Source organism: Nitrincola alkalilacustris, assembly GCF_008973755.1.
GTDB classification, from domain to species: Bacteria; Pseudomonadota; Gammaproteobacteria; order Pseudomonadales; family Balneatricaceae; genus Nitrincola; species Nitrincola alkalilacustris.
Window position 1 is genome coordinate 259,139 of sequence record NZ_WBOM01000001.1, and the last position, 23,334, is coordinate 282,472.

General features: G+C 55.1%; 21 protein-coding genes. 6 read left to right on the forward strand and 15 right to left on the reverse strand.

Annotated features, from left to right (window positions below; translation table 11 throughout):
- Positions 1-243 precede the first annotated feature (243 nt).
- Positions 244-600: a RidA family protein gene (locus tag F7R27_RS01200; protein ID WP_151702399.1), complete on the forward strand. Its 357-nt coding sequence runs from the start codon at positions 244-246 to the stop codon at positions 598-600.
- Positions 601-680: 80 nt separating this feature from the next.
- Here the strand turns inward: F7R27_RS01200 and F7R27_RS01205 are convergent, their stop codons facing one another.
- The gene (locus F7R27_RS01205) at positions 681-1,394 is read right to left on the reverse strand and encodes a tellurite resistance TerB family protein (protein WP_151702400.1); all 714 of its coding nucleotides are present in this window, start codon (positions 1,392-1,394) and stop codon (positions 681-683) included.
- A gap of 100 nt (positions 1,395-1,494) precedes the next feature.
- A complete protein-coding gene (locus F7R27_RS01210) occupies positions 1,495-3,126 on the reverse strand; it encodes a methyl-accepting chemotaxis protein (protein ID WP_151702401.1) in 1,632 nt (543 codons plus the stop codon).
- A 235-nt stretch (positions 3,127-3,361) separates the two neighbouring features.
- On the opposite strand from F7R27_RS01210, the gene F7R27_RS01215 reads away from it, so the two are divergent.
- Both F7R27_RS01215 and F7R27_RS01220 read left to right on the forward strand, forming a co-directional pair.
- Positions 3,362-4,129, forward strand: a complete 768-nt coding sequence (locus F7R27_RS01215) for a class II aldolase/adducin family protein (RefSeq protein ID WP_151702402.1) — start codon at positions 3,362-3,364, stop codon at positions 4,127-4,129.
- An 8-nt stretch (positions 4,130-4,137) separates the two neighbouring features.
- Positions 4,138-5,313 carry a mandelate racemase/muconate lactonizing enzyme family protein gene (locus F7R27_RS01220; RefSeq protein WP_151702403.1) on the forward strand — a complete coding sequence of 392 codons (1,176 nt, stop codon included), beginning with the start codon at positions 4,138-4,140 and terminating at the stop codon, positions 5,311-5,313.
- On the opposite strand, the gene F7R27_RS01225 is transcribed toward F7R27_RS01220, so the two are convergent.
- From F7R27_RS01225 to F7R27_RS01250, 7 genes are all read right to left on the reverse strand, one after another.
- Positions 5,306-6,181 (reverse strand): amidohydrolase family protein, encoded by an 876-nt coding sequence (locus F7R27_RS01225; RefSeq protein WP_151702404.1) that lies wholly within the window; start codon positions 6,179-6,181, stop codon positions 5,306-5,308. The genes F7R27_RS01220 and F7R27_RS01225 overlap by 8 nt on opposite strands.
- A 30-nt stretch (positions 6,182-6,211) precedes the next feature.
- The gene (locus F7R27_RS01230) at positions 6,212-6,517 is read right to left on the reverse strand and encodes a YkgJ family cysteine cluster protein (RefSeq protein ID WP_151702405.1); all 306 of its coding nucleotides are present in this window, start codon (positions 6,515-6,517) and stop codon (positions 6,212-6,214) included.
- A 123-nt stretch (positions 6,518-6,640) separates the two neighbouring features.
- Entirely contained in the window at positions 6,641-8,287 is a 1,647-nt protein-coding gene (locus tag F7R27_RS01235; protein ID WP_151702406.1) for an ankyrin repeat domain-containing protein, read from the reverse strand.
- 29 nt (positions 8,288-8,316) lie between these two features.
- Positions 8,317-9,045, reverse strand: coding sequence for an SDR family NAD(P)-dependent oxidoreductase (locus tag F7R27_RS01240; RefSeq protein ID WP_151702407.1), 729 nt, complete (start codon positions 9,043-9,045; stop codon positions 8,317-8,319).
- 109 nt (positions 9,046-9,154) lie between these two features.
- Positions 9,155-9,277 (reverse strand): hypothetical protein, encoded by a 123-nt coding sequence (locus F7R27_RS18890; protein WP_276612551.1) that lies wholly within the window; start codon positions 9,275-9,277, stop codon positions 9,155-9,157.
- On the reverse strand, positions 9,277-10,332 hold the full coding sequence (gene cydB, locus F7R27_RS01245) for a cytochrome d ubiquinol oxidase subunit II (RefSeq protein WP_151702408.1): 1,056 nt from the start codon (positions 10,330-10,332) through the stop codon (positions 9,277-9,279). Before cydB ends, F7R27_RS18890 begins: the two co-directional genes overlap by 1 nt.
- Positions 10,332-11,741 carry a cytochrome ubiquinol oxidase subunit I gene (locus tag F7R27_RS01250; protein ID WP_151702409.1) on the reverse strand — a complete coding sequence of 470 codons (1,410 nt, stop codon included), beginning with the start codon at positions 11,739-11,741 and terminating at the stop codon, positions 10,332-10,334. The genes cydB and F7R27_RS01250 overlap by 1 nt, the downstream gene beginning before the upstream one ends.
- Before the next feature lie 296 nt (positions 11,742-12,037).
- Between F7R27_RS01250 and F7R27_RS01255 the strand changes: the two genes are divergently transcribed.
- The 3 genes from F7R27_RS01255 (at position 12,038) to F7R27_RS01265 (ending at position 15,855) form a co-directional block, all read left to right on the forward strand.
- Positions 12,038-13,921, forward strand: a complete 1,884-nt coding sequence (locus F7R27_RS01255; RefSeq protein ID WP_240776158.1) for a sensor histidine kinase — start codon at positions 12,038-12,040, stop codon at positions 13,919-13,921.
- Entirely contained in the window at positions 13,914-15,296 is a 1,383-nt protein-coding gene (locus F7R27_RS01260) for a sigma-54-dependent transcriptional regulator (protein ID WP_151702410.1), read from the forward strand. The genes F7R27_RS01255 and F7R27_RS01260 overlap by 8 nt, the downstream gene beginning before the upstream one ends.
- A gap of 154 nt (positions 15,297-15,450) precedes the next feature.
- Positions 15,451-15,855 carry a ribonucleotide reductase subunit alpha gene (locus F7R27_RS01265; RefSeq protein WP_151702411.1) on the forward strand — a complete coding sequence of 135 codons (405 nt, stop codon included), beginning with the start codon at positions 15,451-15,453 and terminating at the stop codon, positions 15,853-15,855.
- 127 nt (positions 15,856-15,982) lie between these two features.
- Here F7R27_RS01265 and lipA read toward each other — a convergent pair whose 3' ends face one another.
- The 6 genes from lipA to F7R27_RS01295 form a co-directional block, all read right to left on the reverse strand.
- The gene (gene lipA / locus F7R27_RS01270) at positions 15,983-17,026 is read right to left on the reverse strand and encodes a lipoyl synthase (RefSeq protein WP_151702412.1); all 1,044 of its coding nucleotides are present in this window, start codon (positions 17,024-17,026) and stop codon (positions 15,983-15,985) included.
- A 153-nt stretch (positions 17,027-17,179) separates the two neighbouring features.
- On the reverse strand, positions 17,180-18,097 hold the full coding sequence (locus F7R27_RS01275) for a pirin family protein (protein ID WP_151702413.1): 918 nt from the start codon (positions 18,095-18,097) through the stop codon (positions 17,180-17,182).
- Positions 18,098-18,215: 118 nt separating this feature from the next.
- Positions 18,216-18,641, reverse strand: coding sequence for a VOC family protein (locus F7R27_RS01280; protein WP_151702414.1), 426 nt, complete (start codon positions 18,639-18,641; stop codon positions 18,216-18,218).
- 124 nt (positions 18,642-18,765) lie between these two features.
- Entirely contained in the window at positions 18,766-19,494 is a 729-nt protein-coding gene (locus tag F7R27_RS01285) for a 3'-5' exonuclease (protein WP_151702415.1), read from the reverse strand.
- A gap of 8 nt (positions 19,495-19,502) precedes the next feature.
- The gene (locus tag F7R27_RS01290) at positions 19,503-21,407 is read right to left on the reverse strand and encodes a DUF294 nucleotidyltransferase-like domain-containing protein (RefSeq protein ID WP_151702416.1); all 1,905 of its coding nucleotides are present in this window, start codon (positions 21,405-21,407) and stop codon (positions 19,503-19,505) included.
- A gap of 83 nt (positions 21,408-21,490) precedes the next feature.
- The gene (locus F7R27_RS01295) at positions 21,491-23,119 is read right to left on the reverse strand and encodes a BCCT family transporter (protein WP_151702417.1); all 1,629 of its coding nucleotides are present in this window, start codon (positions 23,117-23,119) and stop codon (positions 21,491-21,493) included.
- Between the last annotated feature and the right edge of the window lie 215 nt (positions 23,120-23,334).

A 23,334-nucleotide genomic window follows, 5' to 3' on the forward strand; every position in this document is an offset into this window, starting at 1 on the left:
ATAGCAGAACAATCTTCTTCATCTGGGCCAGAGGTGGTTATCGCCATCTCTGGCCATTTTTTCTGCCTCATCAGCCACAAGCCTGATTGGCATCTCCCACATACTTACTCTGTCTTTTCTCAACAGCAGTCACAAATCCAGATTTCACCTTTCGGTTTCGTGCTCAGGCCTTTACCATAACAGCCCTGGCGTGCATCGATTGATGCAGGCGATTTTTGATACCTATTTTGCAAGGAGATACCCATGACCATTCAGCGCCATGAAATCGGCACACGAATGAGCCGCGCCGTCGTTCACAACAACACTGTTTACCTGTGCGGTCAGGTGGCAGAGGATCGTCATGCTGATATCACAGGTCAGACCCAGACCATGCTCGCCAAGGTCGATGCCCTTCTGGAGTCAGTCGGCAGCAGCCGTGAGCATATGCTTTCTGCCACTATCTACCTTAAAGATATGGCACACTTCAGTGAGATGAACGACGTCTGGGACAACTGGGTGCCCGCAGGCCATGCACCGGCACGCGCCTGTGTTCAGGCCAGTATGGCCAGCCCGGAGTTGTTGGTTGAAATCTCCGTGGTTGCGGCGGTGCCAGCTGCCTGATATCAACTGACTCATCGTATAATCAACGGCTGTGGGTAAGACTGCATTTTCTTAACCACAGCCGATTGTTTATAAAGTCATTACTCTCCCGTAATCTGATGGTCCAGGTGTGCCACGAGGTCTGCTGGCAGATTAAGCCGATGGGCCAATGCCTGAAGGTAAACCCGTTCGGCAGGATGATCACCATCTGCAACCAGACGAGATACCAGATAAACCTCAGATGCCTGCTCCACACCCTGTATACCTGAAGCGATAGATTCAAGGCTCGGTGGCTGTCTCAGAGCATCAAACACAAACGCCTTGCTTTCTGCATCCAGCGATAGTTTTTCAACGTGATCAAAAATGATACTTTGCTCTTTGGCATCGATATGACCATCGGCATGTGCGGCAGCAATCATGGAGGTGATCAGAGTCAGAGAAAAGTTACCTGAATCTGCTTTATCGGCTGATGGCAAAAAGCGTGGGTCAACCTGTGCCAGATCGTCCTGAGTTGCTATAGGAGCTGTTGTTACCTGCTTGCCCTGTTGCCAGTTCTGGTAAGCTTTAAAGGCGAGCGCGCCAGCTGCAGCCGCACCACCATAGCCGACCAGTCCACCAGCCATCTTACGCGCTTTCTTACTGCCGACCAGTAGCCCCAGTAGCCCACCGGCAACAGCTCCTCCGGTAAAATTCCCGCCGGGAATATTGAGCCCCTGACCCGACGCAGAGCCAGACAGTGGGGATTGCCCCTGCCCGAAATTCTGATTGCCAGTATTGCCGAGGAACTGTTCAAGAATTTTGCCTGCGTTAATCATATGCCCTGCTCCAGAAAAGCTATGAAAGATTTCCTTTACGACAATCAGAAGCCGTCAAAAGTTTTATCAAGCTCTTGCTACATCAAACTCAACTCTATTGTTAACTCACTCCCGAAAACCGACCACTCAGCTCCTGGTTACGCTGCCCCATGGATTGCAGAAGGTCAGAGATACCCGATAACTGTTGTGCCGAGTGAGCCGTCTCCTTGGTCTGATCCGAAACCTGCGCAATGTTGCGGGCAATATCACCGGCGACGCTGGTCTGCTCTTCGGCAGCGGTGGCGACCTGAGCATTAAAGCGGTTGATCTCGCCGATAATCTCGCTGACATTCTGCAACTGCCCCGAGCTTTCCTCGAATATTTCGACACTTTCAGTGGAGATGCTGTGAGAGGCCTGCATCACATTAACCGTTTCACTCGCGCCACGTTGCACTGCTTCGATAATCTGCTGTATCTGCTCGGTAGAGGTCTGAGTGCGCAGGGCCAGGGTGCGAACTTCATCGGCTACGACGGCAAACCCTCGTCCCTGATCACCGGCTCTGGCCGCTTCAATGGCCGCATTCAGAGCCAGCAGATTGGTCTGCTCCGAAATGCTGCGGATCACCCCAACCACTTCGCCGATATTGTTGGTATCTGTCTCCAGTTGGTTGACGATCGCCATGGAGGAGGTGATCTGACCGGCCAGACGCTCCAGTGACACCTGTGCTTTCTGCATCGACTTCAATCCATGTACCGCTGCTTCATCTGCCTTGTGGGCAAGACTTGCTGCATCCTGTGCATGGCTGGATACTTCGCTGGCAGCCGCGGCCATCTCCTCCATCGCAGTGGCGACCAGTGACGCGCTGTCGTTGGTCTGGGCTGCATGCTCAATAATTGAGCCTGAAATTGATGTGAGCTGCGTGGTGGACTGACTCAGGTCTGTGGAGGCCTGGCGCATTTCGCGGGCCACCTGCTGCAGAAAGGTCTGCAACTGTTTGGCGGCGTCGGCCAGTACGCCCAGTTCATCAGCCCTGTGAATGGTAATCGACGTGTCGAGTCGTCCATGGCTCAAGTCATCAATGGCACTGATCAGACTGCGACTGGGTCTGACAATTGCCATGTTCACAACCAGCAATGCCACCACACCAAACAGGGTTATGGCAAACAACAATAAAATAGCCGATAGAATGGATGCCTGCTCAACCTGTTCCGGAATCAAGCCCGATTGATTCATAGCCTGCTCGGCCAGTGCTTCCGCTGCCTGATTCAGTAACTGCGTGGGAGCACGGTCTATGCCTGCCACCGCCTGATCGCCTGCGGTGTGATCAAAGTTGCTCGCAACAAAGCTTTGATATCCTTGTCGATAACTGTGACCCATCGCCTCATGCGCTTGCAAAAACTGCTGAACCAGATCCTTTTCCGGGCCCTGAACTATTATATTTAGCAGATCATGGCCCATCGTCTGCACCAGTGCTTCCTGCTTCTGGAAACTGTTCCAGAAGCGTTCAAGCTGATCAGGTCTGGAACCTCTGATCAGCACGTTTTTCCATTCCTGGACCTGAGTCTTGAACTCATTCGACATCTGGTTGATGGCGCGCTCCGTCGCGATCTCGTGATTGATCAGTTGGTTATACTGCTGAATACCCTGATTGACCTGAAAGAAGTAGAATACACCGGCAATCAGGATCAAGGCACAGCCACCGACAATAATCGCCAGGAGCTTGTTGAAAAGACTCTTGTTGATCCAGTTCATCTGTAGACCCTCATCGAATATAAGACATGCCGAATGCACTGCTTCGGCTAATCCAGTATAGCCGCAGGTTGAAATAGCAAAAGCATATCGGCGATCAGTTTATTAGCTACGTTGATGAGCTCGTTTGTCGATCATCATTTATGAACAGACTCCATTGATCACCTCTGACATCTCACATAGACTGCCTGACATCTATAAGCATTAATGCAGGCAAGCGATTTGCCGGGGGGAGATTTTGAACGCACTACCCAAGCTGGATCTGCACGGTAAGGTCAGTGACGCGGAATGGCAGTTACGCGTGGATCTGGCCGCCTGTTACCGACTGGTGGAACATCACCGTTGGGGAGATCTGATCTATACCCATATCTCGGCACGTCTGCCGGGAACAGATCAGTATCTGGTCAATGCCTTTGGCCTGAGCTTTGACGAGGTAACTGCCTCGAATCTGGTCAAGGTCGATCTGCAGGGCAATATACTTGACGACACACCCTTCAGTATCAATCCGGCCGGCTTCACCATTCATAGCGCGATCCATGAGGTGCGGCCGGATGCACACTGCGTGATCCATCTGCACACTAAAGAAACGATCGCCGTCGCGACCCAGAAAAACGGGCTACAGCCGCTGAGTCAGTACTCACTATTCTCACTGCCTTCACTGGCCTATCACCAGTATGAAGGGCTGGCGGTGAATCCCGAGGAGAAGGCGCGTCTGCAAGCGGATCTCGGGCATCACAACCATATGTTGTTGGTCAATCACGGTGGCTTGGCGCTGGGGCCGACAGTGGGGGATGCCTTTATGCGTTTTTACGATCTGCAGCGTGCCTGCGAGGTGCAACTGGCGATCCAGGCCAGTGGGCAGGAAGCGCTCCCCATCGCGCAGCCGATCATCGACAATATTTTCCGCCAGGCCAATGTGGTGCACAGCGGTAGTACCGGCGGCCAGCTTGCCTGGCCTGCGATGCTGCGCAAGGCCCATCGGTTGGACCCAGGATTTGCAGAGTAGGAGTGAGCATGAAAGTTAATCGCGTTGAAGTATTTGATATCTATTGCCCCGAGCGTCCAGCCTGGACGCCGGTGTTTGTCCGTATTCATACCGATGAAGGGATCAGTGGCGTCGGTGAGGCGGGTCTGGCTTATGACCTGGGCCATAGTGCTGCAGCCGCCATGATCAAGGAGATGGCCGAGGCCTTTCTGATCGGGCATGACCCCTTCCAGACTGAACGGCTCTGGTCGCGTATGTTGCGCGAGAGTTTCTGGGGGCTGGGTGGTGGTCCGGTGATCTACTCTGCCATGAGCGCGATAGATACTGCCCTGTGGGATATCAAAGGCAAGGCGCTGGGTGTGCCGGTTTATCAGTTGCTTGGCGGCAAGGTAACACCGAAGCTGCGCACCTATGCCTCGCAGCTGCAGTTTGACTGGGACAGCGAGTTCAAGGCGCTGATACACCCGGAGCAGTATGCCGAAGCTGCGCTGAAGGCGGTTGCCGAGGGCTATGATGCGGTCAAGGTTGATCCGATCATGTACGACAAGGATGGCAACACCTATTACGATCGCACCAACATCATTTCGCGTGGTGAGATGAAGCTCTATCGTGCCCGCATGCAGGCGATCCGCGATGCGGTGGGCGATGAAGTGGATATCATCTTCGAATGCCACAGCCTGCCAGGCGCAACTTCTGCGATCCAGATTGGCGAAATCGCCCGTGAGTTCGACTGCATGTATTACGAAGAACCGGTCAACTATCTGAACCACTCCCTGCATGCCAAGGTGGCCGACAAGGTGGCGGTACCGATTGCCGGTGGCGAGCGCCTGTATAACCGTTGGGGTGTACGCCCCTATCTGGAAGACCAGAGCATCGACGTGTTGCAGCCGGATATCGGCCTGTGCGGTGGTTTCACCGAAACCAAAAAGGTGTGTGACTACGCGGATATCTTTGATGTACGCATCCAGGCACATGTCTGTGGTGGCCCGGTGGCAACCGCTGCATCACTGCATCTGGAAACGGCGATTCCCAACTTCCTGATCCATGAGCATCACACCTATGCGATCAAAAGCTGGAACCGTGAACTGTGCATTCAGGACCCTCAGCCGAAGGACGGCTTCTTCGAAGTCTCTGAAGCGCCGGGGATCGGTATTGAACTGAACGATGAAGTTGTGATGCGCTCTGCGCGAGTCGAGATCAGGTAAACCCATAGCACTGGCGGGCATTGGAATGACTCAGTGCCTGCCAGAGTGCGGCCTGCTCGCTCGGGCTCAGCCCTCTCGTTTCAGCCAGTTCAGCAACCAGCTGTCTGTATCCCTGCCACAAGGCTGCATAATCCTGCGTAATATGACAAACGGGAAAGTTGCTCGCCAGCATGACACGCTTGTCACCAAACCCCTCCAGCAGCGCCTGCAGCAGCCAGACTGCCGAGACAGGTGCCGTTATCAGCTCCAGGCCGGAAAATTTCACCTGGGTATTCAGGCATTGATGCAGCAACCCCAACCCTTGTTGCCAGGCCTCAAGCTGCAGTGGCAGGCCTGCATGATTCAACACCAGGCGCAGTGATGGCATCGAGTGGGCATAATCGGCAATCGCTTGTGCGGCATCCAGATTATCCCAGTTGAATTGCGCCTCAAAAATAAGCCCTTGATCAGCCAGGTGCGCCAGATTCTGTACGACTGTCGGTGCCCGTAACCGACTGGCATCTTCACCCTCGGTAATATCTCGAATGCCGGCCAGAGCCGTTTGCTGCAGAGCGTGGATCGCGGCGGCAAAATCGGCGGTGGGTTGATCGATCCGGGCATAGGCGATAGCGCGATAGGGGGTGTGGGTGATCGCCTGTTGCAGCCAACTCAGCTCACGAACCGGGTGGTCATTGTCAAAACCGGCCTCGATATGCACCAGTCCAGCCAGTGGGTAGGGGGTAGCAGCCAGCAGATCTGCCTCGGTGTGAGATCGGCGGATACGGTCAAGGTTGGGCCAGCTCGGCGCGCCGGGATCGCGTAGCCAGTGATGGTGGCCCTGCTCCAGGTTGAACAGGTGCAGGTGTGGATCGATGATTGAGTTGTTCATGAGATATGGATCAGTAAATTGATTGAAAAGCTAAACGTGCTTAAGGAGCATGAAATCAGACCTTTCTTCGCGACACTCATAAGAACCCATTTCAAACTCCCGACAAACCCACGGACGATTCTCATAAATCGTGCACAGGAATGTGTCTCTGTCCAAAGCAGAGCACCAGCCATCTGCCAAGCGTAGCATGGTTTCGCCACCCCATTCATCGTATGCGATATGCTGCTCGGGAACATCCGTATCGGTGATAATCATGACTGGTAAGCGGCAGCAGCAAGCCTGGCAGTTTGAACAGGAGACCTCTGGTGTTGCAAGGTTTTTAAGTGGGATGGGCATGAGTCGCTATGATCAGGTTAATTACCATATGGTACTCCAGATCGTGTTGTTTATCAGAACAGATGGGCGATTGATTTTTTCAGACCCAATAATGTGCAGCAGACTCTGGTGTGGTGTCAGTAGTCAGGGAAGATCGAAGCCCCAGACAGGCTCTTCGAGCACAGTAACCCGAATCAAGCGCCAGCCGCCTGTTTCCAGACGCAGAGTATGCACACGTGTCTCGTCGCCATCCGAGAGGCGCAGGCTGGCTACGCTGCCATCGCTCACACCTCCAGTGAAATGGATCATTTCGCCATTGGTGTCCAGCCATGGCGGGGTCACCTGTCCGGCAGCATAAGCGTCTGCAAGCGCATCGAGTGGCGCGCCGCCATCGTCCGGCAACCATTCGAGCCTGGTTGGATCAGGTATCTCGCCGCTGAGTCCCACTTCACGCTCCAACAGGCTGGCAGCCACGAAGAACTGGCCCAGATCAGCGACCCACTCCAGCGCCGTGAGCGACCCCGGTCCACCTCTCACATTCGGGTTGGCGCCCGCATCAATCAGGTAACCTACGCGCTCTCCGTCTGCCGCCATTGCGGCGCGGATCAGTGGCAGAGTACCATCGGGCCTCATCCGATTGGGATCAGCGCCCTGCTCGACCAACAGGGTGAGCAGATCATCTGTCTCCAGCCGTAGGTAGTCGAACAGTATCCGATCATAGAGCTCATCAAGCTGCTCAGAAGAGGGCACGAGTCCACGTGCCAGAGCATCCGAAAGCTCGGCAAGGGATATCGATTCGATCTTATCCAGACGCACGACTCGCTCCTCGTCCGAGGTCTGCAGCAGGTGGGGCAGGACTAAAGTGATCGACAGGGCAAACAGGATCAGGAAAAGCCCCATCCCAAATTTGCGGCCTGCCGATTGCAACATCTCAGATCGAGCCTCGCGAGCATCTCCGGGAAACACCTCAATCAACCCGCTGTTCGGATTTGGCAGCAATCCTCCAGCGGCCGGATCATACAACCCGACCACGGACACCTCAGCACCCGCGGGAATGCTCCGGATCTCCAGATCGCAAGGGGTTGTGCCAGAAATGGCCGCGCCGAGCACATCGGCAAGCGATGCTTTGGCCCATTCGAAACGGAAGCTGCCGTGCCCTTGCGTGCCGATTATATCGATAAGAGACAGCGCATCGATTGCACTGGGATGCTCTTGCATTGCCACTCCCGGGCTGGCAGCATGAGCCAGGATCGGCTCTGCCAGGTTGGCCGCAGGTGTCTTGGTTTGAGGGAAATTATCGGCCATCAGCGGGCCAAGCAAGGGCAGATCGATGCTGTCCAGCTTCAATAGAGTATCAGCAGCGAGCATGCCTCCCATATGGAGATAGGATCTGGCGGGGCCAGTGGCGTTACGAAAACGCTGGTCGTGTTTGGTTGGTGGTGTCTCCCTGACTTCGTAGGCAACCGATAGCTGCGGCCCCTTAACGAACGGAAGTGTCAGCGGCGTATCGCGCGCCGCCAGCTGACCGGTCAGCGCAACGACACGGGCACCGCCCGGCCGGATGCGCCCCCATGCGCCACTCAGCATATGCCGTCGCATAAGCACTTCAATACCGTTTCGGCACAGAGCGAGAGCGACACCAAGGATAAGGCCACCGAGCACCGCAAGCACACCCAGTTCACCCTCGTCGAACATCTGGGTCATCGCCAGGTACAATACAAGGATGCAGACAAGTATTGCACCAGCAAGTATCAGCAATCGCTTCGCGAGGCGTCGGGTCAGGGTCTGCATATCGTTCTCCGTTTCAGGCCATCAACATACTACTGCGCCGTATACCCTCCATCAATTACCTGCAAGCTACCGGTGATAAAGCTCGCCTCATCACTGGCCAGAAAGCTGACCAGCGCCGCAACCTCTTCCGGTTGTCCCAACCGGTTCAGCGGCTGCAGCGCGGCTTCTTCTGCGACCACCTGCGCTTTATCAGCGCCACTGCTCGCGCAGTAGCGGTCTATCGCCTTATGGAAAAGTGGGGTCTCGACGGTGCCAGGACATACAGCGTTTACACGGATATTGTCGGCAGCATAATCCAGTGCGGTGGTTTTGGCCATGGAGGCCAGAGCGTGTTTGGTCAGGTTGTAGGCAAAAGAGTTGCGTTTGCCGATCAGTGATTGATCCGAGGCGATCAGTACTATGGCGCCATTCTTCTGCGTCTTCATCTGTGGCAGGACTGCCTTGATAGCGGCGTAGGCACCTTTCACGTTCAGTGCAAAGAGTGCATCCAGTGTGGCTTCGTCGGTTTCTTCGATGGTGGCGCTGAGGTGGCGACCGGCATTGGATACCAGCAGATCCAACTGCCGGGTCTGATCCAGTATCCCGGCGATGGCACGTGTCACATCATCGACCAGGCTGACATCGCACTCAATATACTCGCCAAGATCCGACGGCTGTATATCCAGATTGAACACCCGGTACTGCTGGCCCAGTAAACGCTCGACGATGGCCCGGCCGATACCGGAACTGCCACCTGTGACGATTGCGATTCTGCTCATGAGATCCTCAATATGCTGATTCGATCTGCCCATTTGGGCGATGACTCAGTTTAATGAAGCCTCATGGCATTGTCTGCATCGTTGCTTGTATCAGCACTGCCATTTGCAGTTACATCAATCCGTTCATCACGGTTTTCAGCAACAGTGCGAGCAGTGTCAGACCCCCGAACCCCAGCAGATACAACAGGATAAACCAGAGCGCAGGGGGCAGGGGGTGTTTGAGTCTCAGCATCAGTAGCCCTCCTCGAAATCTTCAACCTTGCCGCGGAAAATGTGATAGCCCCAGAGGGTATAGGTCAGAATCAGCGGCACAAAAATCAATACCCCCGGCAGCAGAAACAGCAGACTGCCATCCGGTGCGGCAGCTTCGTAAAAGGTCAGTTTCGGGGGTATCAGATAAGGAAAGATACTCACCACCAGCCCGCAGAAGCCGAACAGAAACAGACTGGCCGCAAGCCAGAAGGGACGGCTTTCATGTATTGCCTGGACTGGCTGGCCTGTTCTGTATTGCTGCTGCACACGGCCCAGATCGATGAACAGCAGACGTGCTGCCAGCACAGCAGCCAGTGGCAGGAGCATCAGTACCAGGGTGTGCCAGCTGCCAAACCAGCGGCTACGGATCTCCGGCTGAAGCAGCAGCGTACCCAGGCTGACCAGCAGCATTGCCAGCATCACGAAGATCACCAGTCTCTGGCCGTAGCGGGCGGCTTTCTGCTGTAGTGCGCCACGGCTTTTCATGGTCAGATACACGCAGCCGAGCAGGGCATAACCGGCCATGACGGCCAGGCCGGTAAACAGGCTGAAAGGGCTCAACCACTGCAGGCTGGACAGGTTGATTGCACCCTGAGGAATGCCCTGTACCACGGCGCCTAGCATCAACCCCTGACAGAAGGCCGCGAGGCTGGAGCCGATGGAGAATGAGCGGTTCCACCAGTGGCGTGAGCGGTTCGATTTGAATCGATACTCAAACGCCACGCCTCGGAAGATGAGCCCGATCAGCATCAGCATGATCGGCAGATAGAGAATGGACAGCAGTCCGGCATAGGCCGCGGGGAAGGCAGCAAAGAGGATCACGCCGCCGAAGACGAGCCAGGTCTCATTGCCATCCCATACATGGGAGATGGAACGCATCAGATGATCATGCTCTGCGTCGGTATTGAACCAGGGGTATAGAATGCCGATGCCCAGATCAAACCCGTCCAGCAGCACATACATCAGAATGGCAAAACCGAGCAGTAAAAAGTAGAACAGGGGTAAGCCGAATTGCAGCTCAGATAAGAGTTCCATCAGTTCGCCTCCTGATGTACAGGTTTAGGGTGCTTGGCCAGTGCGGCAGCATAACCAGCGGCTTTGACACCGATCAGTTGCTCCGAGAGCTTCTCCAGCGGCGGTGGCCCCTTGAGGATCAGCTTACGCATGAAGTAGAGGTAAACAGCAAACAGCAGGCTGTAGGTCAGTACAAACAGTGTCAGCGAGAAAAGCACGCGTTCAGCTGGCAGGGGGGATACCACATCGATGGTGCGCACCAGACCCTGCACCAGCCAGGGCTGACGACCCACCTCGACTACATACCAGCCAGCCAGTACTGCGATAATGCCGCTCGGTGCCAGATAGCTGCAGAAGGTCAGAAAGGCCTGGTGTTGGAAGAGGGTGCCTTTCCTGCGCAGATAGAGTCCGGCGAGGCTCACCAGTATCATCAGCACGCCGATACCGACCATGATGCGGAACGAATAGAAAACGATTGCCACATTCGGACGTTCATCAGCAGGCACCGAAGTCAGCCCCGTTAATTCGCCATCCAGTTCATGGGTCAAAATCAGGCTGGCGAGTTTTGGAATGCCGATCTCAAAATGGTTCTGTTCCCCTTTCTGGTCGGGAATGGCAAACAGGAGCAGTGGGGCACCTGCCTCCGATTCGGGCCAGATCCCTTCCATGGCCGCCAGTTTGATGGGTTGGTGTTCCTTCACATTCAGACCGTGCAGATCGCCGATATAGGCTTGCAGAGGTGTCAGGATCAGCGCAAACCACAGAGTCATCGACAGCCCCTTGCGCGCCATCTCGCTGCTGGGATCACGCTTGAGTTGCCAGGCGCTGGTGGCCAATACAACAAATATAGCGGTGATGAATGCGGCCATCAGCATATGCGTGAAGCGATATGGCATGGAGGGGTTGAAGATCACCTCCCACCAGCTGGCAACATGGAACACGCCATCCACAATCTCATACCCGGCGGGGGTGTGCATCCAGGAGTTGGCGGCGATAATCCAGAAGGCCGAAATCCAGGTGCCGATGGCGACCACGATGGTGGAAAAGAAGTGCAGTCTGGGACCAACCCTTTGCCAGCCGAACAGCATCACACCCAGAAATCCGGCTTCCAGAAAAAAGGCGGTCAGCACTTCATAGGCCATCAGCGGTCCTAGAACCGGCCCGGTGATGCGTGAAAATTCGGAGAAGTTTGTACCGAACTCATACGACAGCACGATCCCGGAGACCACCCCCATGCCGAAGGAGATCGCGAAGGGTTTGATCCAGAACTTGGCCAGCTGCAGGTAGATAGGGTTGCGGGTTTTCAGCCACAGACCTTCCCAGATGGCGATCAGTGTAGCCAGTCCAATGGTGATGGACGGAAAGATAATATGAAAGCTTACCGTAAAGGCAAACTGCAAACGTGACAGCAGGGCGGAATCCAGCTCCATCTCAACGGCCTCGCTGTTGCAGATAGCGCCAGAGTGCAGGGGCCAGGGCGACGGATGCCATCAGGCCCAGTGCCAGAATTTCCGAAAAAAGCAGACTGCTCATGTTTTATGCTCCATATCCAACAGGTCGTTGTCGCTGTTAATGCAAAACATCGGCCACTTTTCGGCAGCAAAGATTTTTCATTGATTTATATCAATTTTTCGATAAAAGACTTGATGAGTATGTAAACCAGGTTTACGATTTTCATCAATCAGATATGTAAACGAGGTTTACAGTGTACTCAGCGGTTAACACAGTGTTGCTGTTCGAAATCAGTATGCTGCTGACCAGCGCCTGTGCCGTGCTGTTGGCAGGCTGGCTCTGGTGGCAGGGGCAGCGTCAGCGGGCGATGCCGGCGCTGGCCGGTTTTGCGGCGATGATGGCGCTCTGGTGTGCCGGACATATTGCCATCATGCAGGGGTGGCAGACGCTCGGCATGGCACTGGTGCTGGCAAATCCATTGATGCCGATGTTCTTTCTGCACTTTGCCGTGCGGTTTGTTGCCACCGGTTATAGTGATGCCTTGCTGGCTCGGATCCAGCGCACTATCCCGCTACTATATGGCTTAACCGTTGTGCTGATTCTGCTGAGCTGGCAGTTTCAGGGTGGTCGGATCACTCACAGCAGCCACTTCGAGGCTTTTTTTGCCTTTCAGGGGATCGGTTGGGTCAATCTGCTGTATACCGTTTTGCTGGGTATAGCGGCTCATGGCGTGCTGGCTTACGGTTGGCGGGTGCACAGCGGCAATCGGCGCAGATCCATCGAGGCGATGTTCATGGCCGGTGGCTGGGGGCTGATGCTGGCAACCAGTTTTGTGTTTCTGTCGTTTGGTCTGGACTGGTACCCCTGGCCGATGCTGTTGCTGCCCAGCTATCTGGTTCTGCTGGTGTATGGCGTGGTGCGCTATCAGTTGCTGGGTATCAATGCCTTTGCCAACAAAGCCCTGCTCTGGTTCGTGATGCTGGTGCTGGTGATGGCGCTGATGGCGCTGGTCAGTGCATCACTGGGGCAGCTCGGCATGCGTGCATTGGCCGAGGTGCCGGCCTGGCAGTTGTGGCTTTACTCCGTTGTGCTGTTGCTGCTGGCATCAGCCTGTTATCAACCTGTCGCACGGCTGGCGCGTGGGCTGATTTATCCCGGCGTGCAGTTGACCGAACTGATGCTGGAGCGTTGGCGTCAACAGTTGCAGAAAAGCGAAAGCTGGTCCGAGCTTGCGCACCTGAGTGAGCAGTTACTATCGCAGCAGCTCCGAATGAATGTGGGGGTTGAACTTCCGGATACGCCACTTTCCACCGCAGCACTGAAGATCCGCTGCCAACGAGGTCTTCAGGACTGGTATTACGAACTGCCCGGCTGGGAAGATGTCACGCCAGGGTATCGTCTGCAGGGTGAGGTATTTGCCGCATTGTTGCTCAGCAGTTGTCGGATTCTGGAGCAATCACTGAAACTGGCTGATGCAGAGCGCAAGCGGCTGGATCAGGAGCACCTGGTGGAGCTGGGTGCATTGTCGGCTTCCATCGCCCATGAACTACGTAATCCGCTGAATATCATCTCAATGGCAGCTGCCACGACGCCGATAGAAACGCGATCTCATATACAGCAGCAACTGAAAAGAGCCGACCGTTTGATCGCTGATCTGCTCAGCTATTCCGGACAGTTGTCGCTGCAGTGCAGTTGGCTGCCGCTGCGACCCATGCTGGAGGGGCTTAAGGCGCAGCAGGACTGGCAAGGGGTGCAGGTGGAGTTGCAGGTGTCTGATAGCTTGCAGCTCTATGCCGACAGCTACCGGCTGCAACAGGTGATGATTAATCTGGTGGATAATGCGGTGGCCTTCTGTCGCAATCAGCCCGAATCCATGATCCAGATTGCAGCCAGTGCGACAGATCAGATGATAGAGATTCAGGTGCATAACAATGGCCCCGCGATACCCGCTGAGCAAAGGGCTGCACTGTTTCAGCCTTTTGTCAGCAAACGATCAGGTGGTAGTGGGCTGGGGCTCGCGATCGTCCGGCGAATCATGCAGGCGCATGGTGGTGAGGTGGAGCACCGCGACGATCTTGGCTGGCCAGTCAGCTTTGTGCTGCATTTCAGGCAGCCTCAAGAACCGATGATTACGACACAGGATACCGCTCATGAGTAATGGCCGCATACTGCTGGTGGACGACGAGCCGGCATTTCGTCAGCTCGCACAAAGCTGGCTGCAGGGTGGTGGTTATCAGGTCGAAACCGCTGCTGATCTGAGCAGTGCGCGTGAGGTGCTGAGCCGCTTCGATGCCGAGTTGATTCTGCTGGACCTGTCGCTGCCACCACAGTTTGATCCACAGCACACACTGGCGTCCTTACCTGATTTTATCAATCGTCCGGTGATCATTCTGACCGGCCATGCCGAGCGGCAACTGGCGCTGGATGCGATCAGTCAGGGCGCCTGGGATTTCATCGCCAAGCCGGTCGATCCCGAACTGTTGGCAGTGGTGATCAAACGCGCGTTGAACAAGCATCAACTGGATACCGAGTTGAAACAGCTGAAACAGCAGCAGCTAGGTGGGGTTGGCCTGCAGCGACTGATTGGCGCTTCGCCCTCGATTGAGGCGATCCGCTCGCTGGTCCAGCGTATTGCCCCCACCGATGTGCGAGTGCTGGTGACCGGCCCTTCCGGCACGGGTAAAGAGGTGGTGTCGCGCGCACTGCACGAACTCAGCCTGCGTGCCGACCAACCCTTCGTATCGGTGCACTGTGGTGCGATACCGGCAGACCTGCTGGAGAGTGAGCTGTTCGGCTATGTGAAAGGGGCTTTTACAGGCGCTGATAAGGATCGTCCCGGCATGCTCAAGCTGGCCGACAAAGGGACGTTGTTTCTGGACGAGATAGGGGAGATGCCGCTGCCGATGCAGGTTAAACTGCTGCGGGTACTACAGGAGGGGACCTTCTATCCGGTGGGTGGCCGTGAGCAGCAGAAGATTGATGTGCGCCTGATCTCTGCCACCAACGCCAATCTACCGATACTGGTGCAGCAGGGGATGTTCCGCGAAGACCTCTACTACCGTATTAAGGGCATCACACTGGAAACCCCGGCGTTGAGTGAACGAAAGCAGGATGTGCCTCTGTTGCTGCAGTATTTTCTGCAGCAGCTTAGTCAGAAACCGGGTCAGAATAATGGCCAGACATTGCGGCTGGACAGTGCAGCCATGCAGTGGTTTTTGCAGCGCGACTGGCCGGGTAATATCCGTGAACTGAAAAATACGCTGGAAAGCGTCGCAGCGGTTGCCCGGGGTGGTGTGATCAGCATGGCGGATATCAGTCTGCTGCATCCGGAGTTGCAGCAAGACAGAGTGCCGAGCTCTTCTGCACTTTTGCAGAGCGCCTCGCTTGAGCTGGAGCCTCAGGTGCAGGCGCTGGAGATAGGTTTGATCAAGCGGGCTCTGGCGAAGAGCGATGGTAATAAAAGTCATGCGGCGAGATTGCTGGGACTGTCGCGCCAGGGATTGTTGAAGAAGCTGGCGCGTTATCATCTATAGGTTTTGTACTCTTCGACAGATGCTTGCCAAGCTGGCGGTACTACCTCTAAAGAGTGTGTAATCTGCCTCTTTTGCCTCGCCAGCCGGGAAATGTCAGCTGTTACACTGACCCATTCCCCGAAACCCATTACCCGAAAAGTTCTGGAGAGCCAGCATGAACATTGAAACCTATTCCGATCTTATCAATGCTGCGAAATCGCAGCCTGATCCACAGCGCTTGTTGTTCGTGCTGACCAAGGCTGAGTTGCCAGAGGGCTACAGTGCCGAGCAAAAAGCTCAATTCGAACAAGGTGAAGGTGGCGTACTGGTGCCTGTGCTCTGTGTGGATAAAGTGCCTGAGGATGTTGCAGACTTTGCTCAGTTGGTTGAGGAGTCTGAACACACCGGCATGGATTGGGATATCGCGTTTGTGTCAGCGATGAGTGGTCGAGGAGGAATAGCCCTGAATTCTGATGAAGTGATTCAGCCGCTTAAAATGATGACTGAACAGATTCAGGCCGGGATGATTTCGCAGTTTCTGGCTATTAACCGTCAGGGCGAGATCATACAGCTGTCATAAGATGGCTGTTGTTTATATGCGATTTTATAATGTGAGTTTAGACGTTTGATCTCACACCAGACAGGGCGTCTGCCTGGCCTGTCTGGCGTGAGATCATTTCTGGTGAAGAGCCATTGCTGATAATAGATCAGTTGATCTGCTTGACCGGGATCTGGATGGCATTGCTGCTGCCAGGTACCTCAGCTGGTGCGGCCAAGCCCAGATTGTTCTTCTCGAACACCCGGTCGGCACGGTAGCTGGAGCGCACCATCGGACCTGATGGAACTTCCATAAAGCCTTTCGACAGCCCCACTTCACGATAGTGGTTGAACAGTTCAGGTGTTACATAGCGCTCAACCGGCAAATGGTTCTTGGTTGGCCTCAGGTACTGACCCAGCGTGACAATATCCACACCCGCCTCACGCAGATCATCAAAGGTCTCAAAGATCTCTTCATCCGTCTCACCCAGACCCACCATAATGCTGGTTTTGGTGATGATATCAGGGCGGTATTTTTTTGCATGTGCCAGAACGCGTAGCGTCTTCTCATAGCCAGCACGCTTGTCGCGCACCGGATAGGTCAGGCGGCGTACGGTTTCGATATTCTGCGCAAATACCTGAAGGCCGGAATCCACAACCTTTTCGATATTCTCCAGCACACCATCAAAGTCAGGTGTCAGAGCTTCCACAACCACTTCGGGTGTGCGTGCCTTGATCGCAGAAACGCAGGCCGCGTAGTGGGATGCTCCCCCGTCGGGCAGATCATCACGATCCACAGAGGTCAGTACGATATAGCGCAGGCCCATCAGCTCAACCGACTTGGCGGTATTTTCCGGCTCATCATGATCCAGCCAGCCTTTGGGGTTGCCGGTATCCACAGCGCAGAAACGACAGGCGCGCGTACAGACCGCTCCCATCAGCATGATGGTTGCTGTGCCGGCATTCCAGCACTCACCGATATTCGGGCAGTGGGACTCCTGACAGACCGTACTCAGCTTGTGCTCTTTGACATTGCGACGCACCGCCTCGAAACGCTCGCCGCCCGGCATCTTGGCACGCAGCCATTCCGGCTTGCGGGTATAGATCTCGGAGGAGGCGTTGTGCGACTGCTTGATGCCATCCTTGATGGCCGCAATGCCTTGCTCGGTACGAAATTTCTGTCCACTGGATACGCGGGGTTTACCATTGCTCATCGGATGCTGCGCTCTCTGATCACCGGTTGCGAGAATGGGGCCTAGTTTATCACAGTTGCGAACAAGAGTTACGCGATTGCGAACCCATTTAGCTCACTCCGGCAGGGGGATAAACTCATAAATGTACCAGGCCCCTTTTCTTTTTCCCTTTTCTCAGCCGGGGAGAGGAATGAACTCCTCTTCATCACCGGGCACCTTCGGAAAACGTCCTGCCTGCCAGTCATCTCTGGCCTGCTGAATTCGTTCCTTGCGGCTGGAGACGAAGTTCCAGTCGATAAAACGTTTGCCTACCGAGGCACCGCCGATCAGGGCGATTCGGGATTCTGTGACCGCTTCTATCTCGATATCCGGTTGATTGGCAAAGATCGTCATACTGTGTTCAGCCAGTGCCGTTTCCTGCGCACGCAGGCTGCCGCTGGCGATATACAGGCCGCGCTCCTCGGCATCCGGCAGGGTGAGTCTATCGCCGGGTTTCAGGTGGGCTTCCACATAGAGGGTTTCAGAGAAGCACTTGACTGGAGAGGTCACGCCATAAGCACTGCCCATCATCACACGTACAGCTACACCGTTGATCACGACATCAGGAATATCCGCACCTAGGTAATGGTGGAACGCAGGGTCTGTCTCTTCATCAGCCTCCGGCAGCGCCAGCCAGAGTTGCAACCCGTGCAGGCGATGATCGGTAGCAGTCAGCTCAGGGCGTTCGCGCTCGGAGTGTACGATGCCTCTTCCGGTAACCATCAGATTCAGGTCGCCCGGACGGATCGGCTGCAGACTGCCGAGCGAGTCACGGTGCAGAATTTCACCTTCAAACAGGTAAGTCACGGTCGCAATACCGATATGCGGATGAGGGCGCACGTTGACACCACTGCCTGCGGGGAAATCAGCCGGTCCCATATGATCAAAGAAGATCCAGGGGCCAACCATCTTGCGACGTGATGTGGGTAGTGTTCTGCGTACCGAGAAGCCCCCGAGATCTGTCTCCCGCGGTGTCAGGATCAGTTCGATGGCGCTGCATGAAGCTGCCTGCTCGTCGCAGCTCTGTTCCGCCTGACTCAATGTGTTACTCATGACCGGCTCCTTGATACCACTTTTAAAAAGTATATGTCCTGGAGTTTAGCCCATACTGAAATTGAGCGGTATTGTCAGAGTAGGGATCGAAAATGTACCTGACCCTTTTTCCGTTATCTCATTTTGCGAAGAGTTGTCCCATATCCTTGAAGGCCTTGAACTCCAGTGCATTGCCGCAGGGATCGAACAGGAACATGGTGGCCTGTTCACCCACTTCGCCCTTGAATCGGATATAGGGTTCAATCACGAATGCCGTACCTGCGGCTCTCAGGCGTTCGGCCAACGCCTCCCATGTGTCCCAGTCCAGGATAACCCCGAAGTGAGGTACTGGTACGTCATGTCCATCCACCGCATTGGTATGTGCCTGCTCCTGAGAGGTGGTTTTGGGGTGTTCGTGTATCACCAACTGGTGTCCGAAGAAGTTGAAGTCCACCCAGTGATCGCTGGAGCGTCCCTCCTCAAGCCCGAATATATCGCGGTAGAAGGCACGTGCAGCTGCCAGATCATAAACCGGAATGGCAAGGTGAAAGGGTGACAGACTCATGGTTTTCTCCTGATTGTTTTCTCGTTGGATCAGGTCATCATACGCCTGCACCCGGTATCACCCAATAGCTGTGTGCTGATGGTTTCTATCAATTAAATTGATAGTTGAATAAGTGCTCGATAGATTAAACCCACAACTCCCCGATCGGTGTATCCGGAGAGAACCTGTGTGCTACCTGTGCCAGCAGCAGTTCTGCGGTGGCCAGTGCATCGGTCAGGGCGTGGTGCTGCTGATAGTAGGGGAGGTTGTAGCGGGCGCGGCTGTCGGCCAGGCGGATGGAGGTATGTGGGCGGCGCAGCAGTTTGTCGATGAAGATCGCCTGTCGGTTACGGTGCAGTCGCGCTTCCAGCTCCAGGGTATCGACCATGGGGAATTCGATACCCTCCCGCAGGCGGGATTTGAGAGCGGTATCCAGAAATGGGCGTTCGATCTGGCGGTAGTGTACGACAACGATACGGCCTGCCAGCGCATCCAGTAGATCGGCGAGGATGCTGTCCAGATCGGGCGCATTACTGATGTCCGAGTGGGTGATGCCGTGAACGATGATCGACTCCTCCTCCAGATGCTTGCGTGGATTGATCAGCCAGTGTTGTGCTTCGGCGCAGCGGATGCGTTGCAGGCTGAAGGGGACCAGCCCGATACTGAGGATACCGTGCAGTGCAGGGTTCAGACCGGTGGTTTCAAAGTCCAGCGCGACAAATGGGACTTCTGCCAGTGGGGTGTCGGCTGTAATGGCTCCAGCCTGATAAAATTGCTGCAGACGCGGATCCTGTGCCTGCTCAGCCAGTTTCGCAAGGTGGATGGGCCAGTCGGGCACAGTGGCAGATTGCTTGTCAGGTCCGAGATAGAGCATCCGTTTACCTATCCGGCACGTGTGTATTTGAACTTGAGATATTTCTGCGCATTGCTTAATACCTGAAAGGCGTCCTTGAGATTACGGCGCTCGAAGTGCGAGAGTTTATCCGGCTCAATATTATTGTCGGGCTCTTTCCCCTCTTCGATACTCAATGCCTGATGCCGGATGCGCACCATTGAAATGAACTCCAGTGCATCGCGCAGATCCGGGCCTCGGCCTAATGGCAATACGGCTGCTTCGATCACATCATCCAACCGATCAAAGGAGTTCTGCGAGGTGGAGCCGACAGCCAGTGCATGCACCCGGATCAGGTCAATGAGCGGTGCAGTGCCTCGGCGCTTCAGGTTGATCCACTGGTTATGCTTGCCATCATGCTCCACGACAAAGTCTTTGAAAAATCCCAGTGGTGGCGTTCGGTTCAGGGCGTTGATCGCCATGCTGGCCAGAAAACGCTTGCTGATAACGGCGCGAGCGGCAATCAGACTGCGCAACTCCTCCACCCATTCGGTTTTGCCCCACACGCCATCCAGATCAAAGAAGATGGAGCTGTGCAGCAGGGTTTCGGGTGTCGGTTTGTCAATCCACTCAGTGAAGTATTGTTTCCATACCGTAAGCGGTTGGCGCCATTGCGTGTTGGTGGCCATGATGCCGCCAGTACAGTAGGTAAAACCACAGGGTGCCAGACCATCACTGACAAACGTTGCCAGTTGCTTGAAGTAGGCGCTGTGCAGGGCTGGGTCATAGCGATCATCCAGAATCAGAGCGTTGTCCTGATCAGTGACGATCAACTGCTCATCACGTGCCATAGAACCTAAAGCCAGAAAGCAGTAGGGGATGGGTGGCGGCCCGAGTTTCTCTTCTGCCAGCTCCAGCAGGCGCTGTTTGTAGCTGCGTCCGATCACTGCCATGGCACTGCCGATCATGCGTGAGTTGGCGTCCTCATTCACCATGCGCACAAAGCTGGCGCGCACTTCTCCCGACAGGGATTGCAGCTCTTCCACGCTGTGTTTACGAAAGATACTGCCGACCACAAACAGACTGTTCTGGGATTCGTAGCGGATAATGTCTGATAGTGCGATCACCCCGACCGGGCGCCTTTTACGCAGCACCGGCAGATGGTGCACATTGTGTCGCAGCATCGCCAGCATCGCTTCAAACACATAGTCGGTATCGTTTACCGTGATCAGGTCGGTTGACATGATCTCTGCAATCGGGGTGTCCAGTGGCAATCCGGGTGCCACGACACGGGTACGAAGGTCCCGGTCGGTTATGATACCGACCATATGCTGCTGATCGACCACTCCAGCACTCGACAGATGGTGGTGGTCAGGGTGGCGATTATCCTGCCCGATGATCACCAGCGAAGAGACGGACTCTTCGGTCATGATTCTGGCAGCATCCCACACGGTGGCAGTGTTGGGCAGTACCACTGGCTCGCGTGATATCATTTTGCTGACGGGTGAGGTCATCAGCTCGTTGGCGTCCCGCCGTCGTGAAACTGCCTGGCGCAGACGGTTCTTGTCTGCGACCTCAACATAGTCGGCGAACTGCTCATGCCGCTCGAACAGCTCGGTGAAAACAGGCTCTGGGATGAAGTAGATCAGTGTATCTTCCAGTGCTTTGGCAGGAAAACGGACGCGTTTTCCTATCAGCAGACCGAGTTGGCCGAAGATATCCCCTTCACTCAGACGATTAAACAGATCGCCATTACGACGATAGAGTTCGACAGCTCCGCTGCGGATAAAGTAAAGATCACTGATTTCTTCACCGAAGGTGAGGATCTGGGTGCCAGCCTTGAAATAGCTGACCTCCACCTGCTGAGCCACATGTGCCAAAGTGTCGTCGGGCAGGGTATTGAATGGGGTATAGCGGCGCAGGTGCTCAAATATTTCCTGATGCTCAACACTCATGGTGGCCTCATTGCCAGTTGTTTGCATCCATTATGATACAGGTACCGGATAGTCAATCTATCCGGTACCTGTTTAAGAGTAGCCTATTTGCGGGGTTCTGTAGCCAGCCCCTTCAGTACCGAGACACAGGCCACCAGCAGAATAATGGTGAACGGAAAACCGGTCGATACGGCCATCGCCTGCAGCGCGACCAGACCGCCACCAAGGATCAGTGCTATCGCAACCAGCCCTTCGAAGGTGACCCAGAAAACGCGCTGAGGAGTGGGCGCATCCACCTTGCCACCGGCAGCGATGGTGTCGATCACCAGAGAGCCAGAGTCCGAGGAGGTGACAAAGAAGATCACTACCAGCACGATCGCGATGAAAGAGGTAATCTGCGCCAGTGGCATCACATCCAGCATGGTGAACAACTGCAGAGGCAGCTCTGCACCAACAACCGCGTCATAGCCATCATTCACGACCTGGCTGATCGCCGTGCCGCCGAAGGCGGTCATCCACAGCACACAGGCAGCAGATGGAATCAGCAGCACCGAGATCATGAATTCACGAACGGTTCGACCACGTGATACGCGTGCGATGAACATGCCGACAAATGGCGACCAGGAGATCCACCAGGCCCAGTAGAAGGCGGTCCATCCCTGAGCAAAGTTGGCGTCCTCACGTCCGATCGGATTGGCCAGTGCCGGCAGATACTGGAAGTACGCAGCCAGATTGGCAGCAAAGCCTGTCAGGATCGCTACTGTTGGCCCGACAATAATCACGAACAACAGCAGGAGTGCCGCCAGTGTCATATTGATCTCGGACAGACGTTTGACACCTGCTTCAAGCCCCGCCAACACAGAAACCAGTGCTATGGCGGTGATACCGATAACCAGCAGAATCTCAGTGGTGGGTCCTGTCGGCACACCGAAAAGGTAGTTGAGACCGGCGCTCGCCTGAGACGCGCCCAAACCCAGAGAGGTAGCCAGACCAAAGAGCGTGGCAAACACAGCCAGGATATCGATGATATGCCCCGGCCAGCCCCAGACCCGCTCACCCAACAGTGGATAGAACACGGAGCGAACGGTCAGCGGCAAACCCTTGTTGAAGGAGAAGAGAGCCAGCCCGAGTGCCAGCACGGCATAGATCGCCCAGGGATGCAGTGCCCAGTGGTAGATGGTGGCGGCCATGGCCAGTCGCTCTGCAGCCAGGGGATCTCCTGCTGCAGCGCTCAGGGGAGCCCAGTCTGTCCGTGCCCCCGCTTCACCGGAAATTCCACCCATGGAGCTATTAAAGTGCGACAGGGGTTCAGAGACGCCATAGAACATCAGTCCTATACCCATCCCTGCTGCAAATAGCATCGAAAACCAGCCCAGATAGCTGAAATCCGGAGTGGCTTCGGTACCACCGAGTCGAACCTTGCCCATGGGGGATACAATCAGAAACAGGCACACCAGAACAAAGATATTGCCTGCTGAGATAAAGAACCAGTCCAGATTGGATGTCAGCCAACCGCGAAGCGTGCCGAACATTGGTTCCACCTGGCTCTGGAAAGCCATTGTCAGCACAACGAAAGCGACAATGGAAAGGCCGGATATCAGAAATACCCGGTTGTGGATATCAAGCCCGAAAGGGCCGATCTTGAGGGCGATATTATCCTGACCGATCTGGTAATCCGTATCGATCGGCGTAACGTCGCCATCTGGTTTCATGAGGTTTTTTGGATCGCTCATCTACGTCTGTTCTCCCTGATGTGGTCCGATAAAAAAGCTGGACTTTCAGTGTTAACCCAGTCGTAGCACAGCCTTACTGCCATGCAGGGCGTACCCTACAGAACTGCGCATATACTCTCAAGGGCGTTTCTTATATTTGTTTTCAGCCGGGCTCGATCAATTATTGATGCTTGCCCGCTGTTCAAGCCTAACAATAATTCTGAATGATGAAGACT

Bases quoted from the DNA above. Each gene is read 5' to 3' on its own strand.
- F7R27_RS01200 (WP_151702399.1), top strand. From the start codon at position 244: ATGACCATTCAGCGCCATGAAATCGGCACACGAATGAGCCGCGCCGTC.
- F7R27_RS01205 (WP_151702400.1), bottom strand. From the start codon at position 1,394: ATGATTAACGCAGGCAAAATTCTTGAACAGTTCCTCGGCAATACTGGC.
- F7R27_RS01210 (WP_151702401.1), bottom strand. From the start codon at position 3,126: ATGAACTGGATCAACAAGAGTCTTTTCAACAAGCTCCTGGCGATTATT.
- F7R27_RS01220 (WP_151702403.1), top strand. From the start codon at position 4,138: ATGAAAGTTAATCGCGTTGAAGTATTTGATATCTATTGCCCCGAGCGT.
- F7R27_RS01225 (WP_151702404.1), bottom strand. From the start codon at position 6,181: ATGAACAACTCAATCATCGATCCACACCTGCACCTGTTCAACCTGGAG.
- F7R27_RS01230 (WP_151702405.1), bottom strand. From the start codon at position 6,517: ATGCCCATCCCACTTAAAAACCTTGCAACACCAGAGGTCTCCTGTTCA.
- F7R27_RS01235 (WP_151702406.1), bottom strand. From the start codon at position 8,287: ATGCAGACCCTGACCCGACGCCTCGCGAAGCGATTGCTGATACTTGCT.
- F7R27_RS01240 (WP_151702407.1), bottom strand. From the start codon at position 9,045: ATGAGCAGAATCGCAATCGTCACAGGTGGCAGTTCCGGTATCGGCCGG.
- F7R27_RS18890 (WP_276612551.1), bottom strand. From the start codon at position 9,277: ATGCTGAGACTCAAACACCCCCTGCCCCCTGCGCTCTGGTTTATCCTG.
- cydB (WP_151702408.1), bottom strand. From the start codon at position 10,332: ATGGAACTCTTATCTGAGCTGCAATTCGGCTTACCCCTGTTCTACTTT.
- F7R27_RS01250 (WP_151702409.1), bottom strand. From the start codon at position 11,741: ATGGAGCTGGATTCCGCCCTGCTGTCACGTTTGCAGTTTGCCTTTACG.
- F7R27_RS01260 (WP_151702410.1), top strand. From the start codon at position 13,914: ATGAGTAATGGCCGCATACTGCTGGTGGACGACGAGCCGGCATTTCGT.
- F7R27_RS01265 (WP_151702411.1), top strand. From the start codon at position 15,451: ATGAACATTGAAACCTATTCCGATCTTATCAATGCTGCGAAATCGCAG.
- lipA (WP_151702412.1), bottom strand. From the start codon at position 17,026: ATGAGCAATGGTAAACCCCGCGTATCCAGTGGACAGAAATTTCGTACC.
- F7R27_RS01275 (WP_151702413.1), bottom strand. From the start codon at position 18,097: ATGAGTAACACATTGAGTCAGGCGGAACAGAGCTGCGACGAGCAGGCA.
- F7R27_RS01280 (WP_151702414.1), bottom strand. From the start codon at position 18,641: ATGAGTCTGTCACCCTTTCACCTTGCCATTCCGGTTTATGATCTGGCA.
- F7R27_RS01285 (WP_151702415.1), bottom strand. From the start codon at position 19,494: ATGCTCTATCTCGGACCTGACAAGCAATCTGCCACTGTGCCCGACTGG.
- F7R27_RS01290 (WP_151702416.1), bottom strand. From the start codon at position 21,407: ATGAGTGTTGAGCATCAGGAAATATTTGAGCACCTGCGCCGCTATACC.
- F7R27_RS01295 (WP_151702417.1), bottom strand. From the start codon at position 23,119: ATGAGCGATCCAAAAAACCTCATGAAACCAGATGGCGACGTTACGCCG.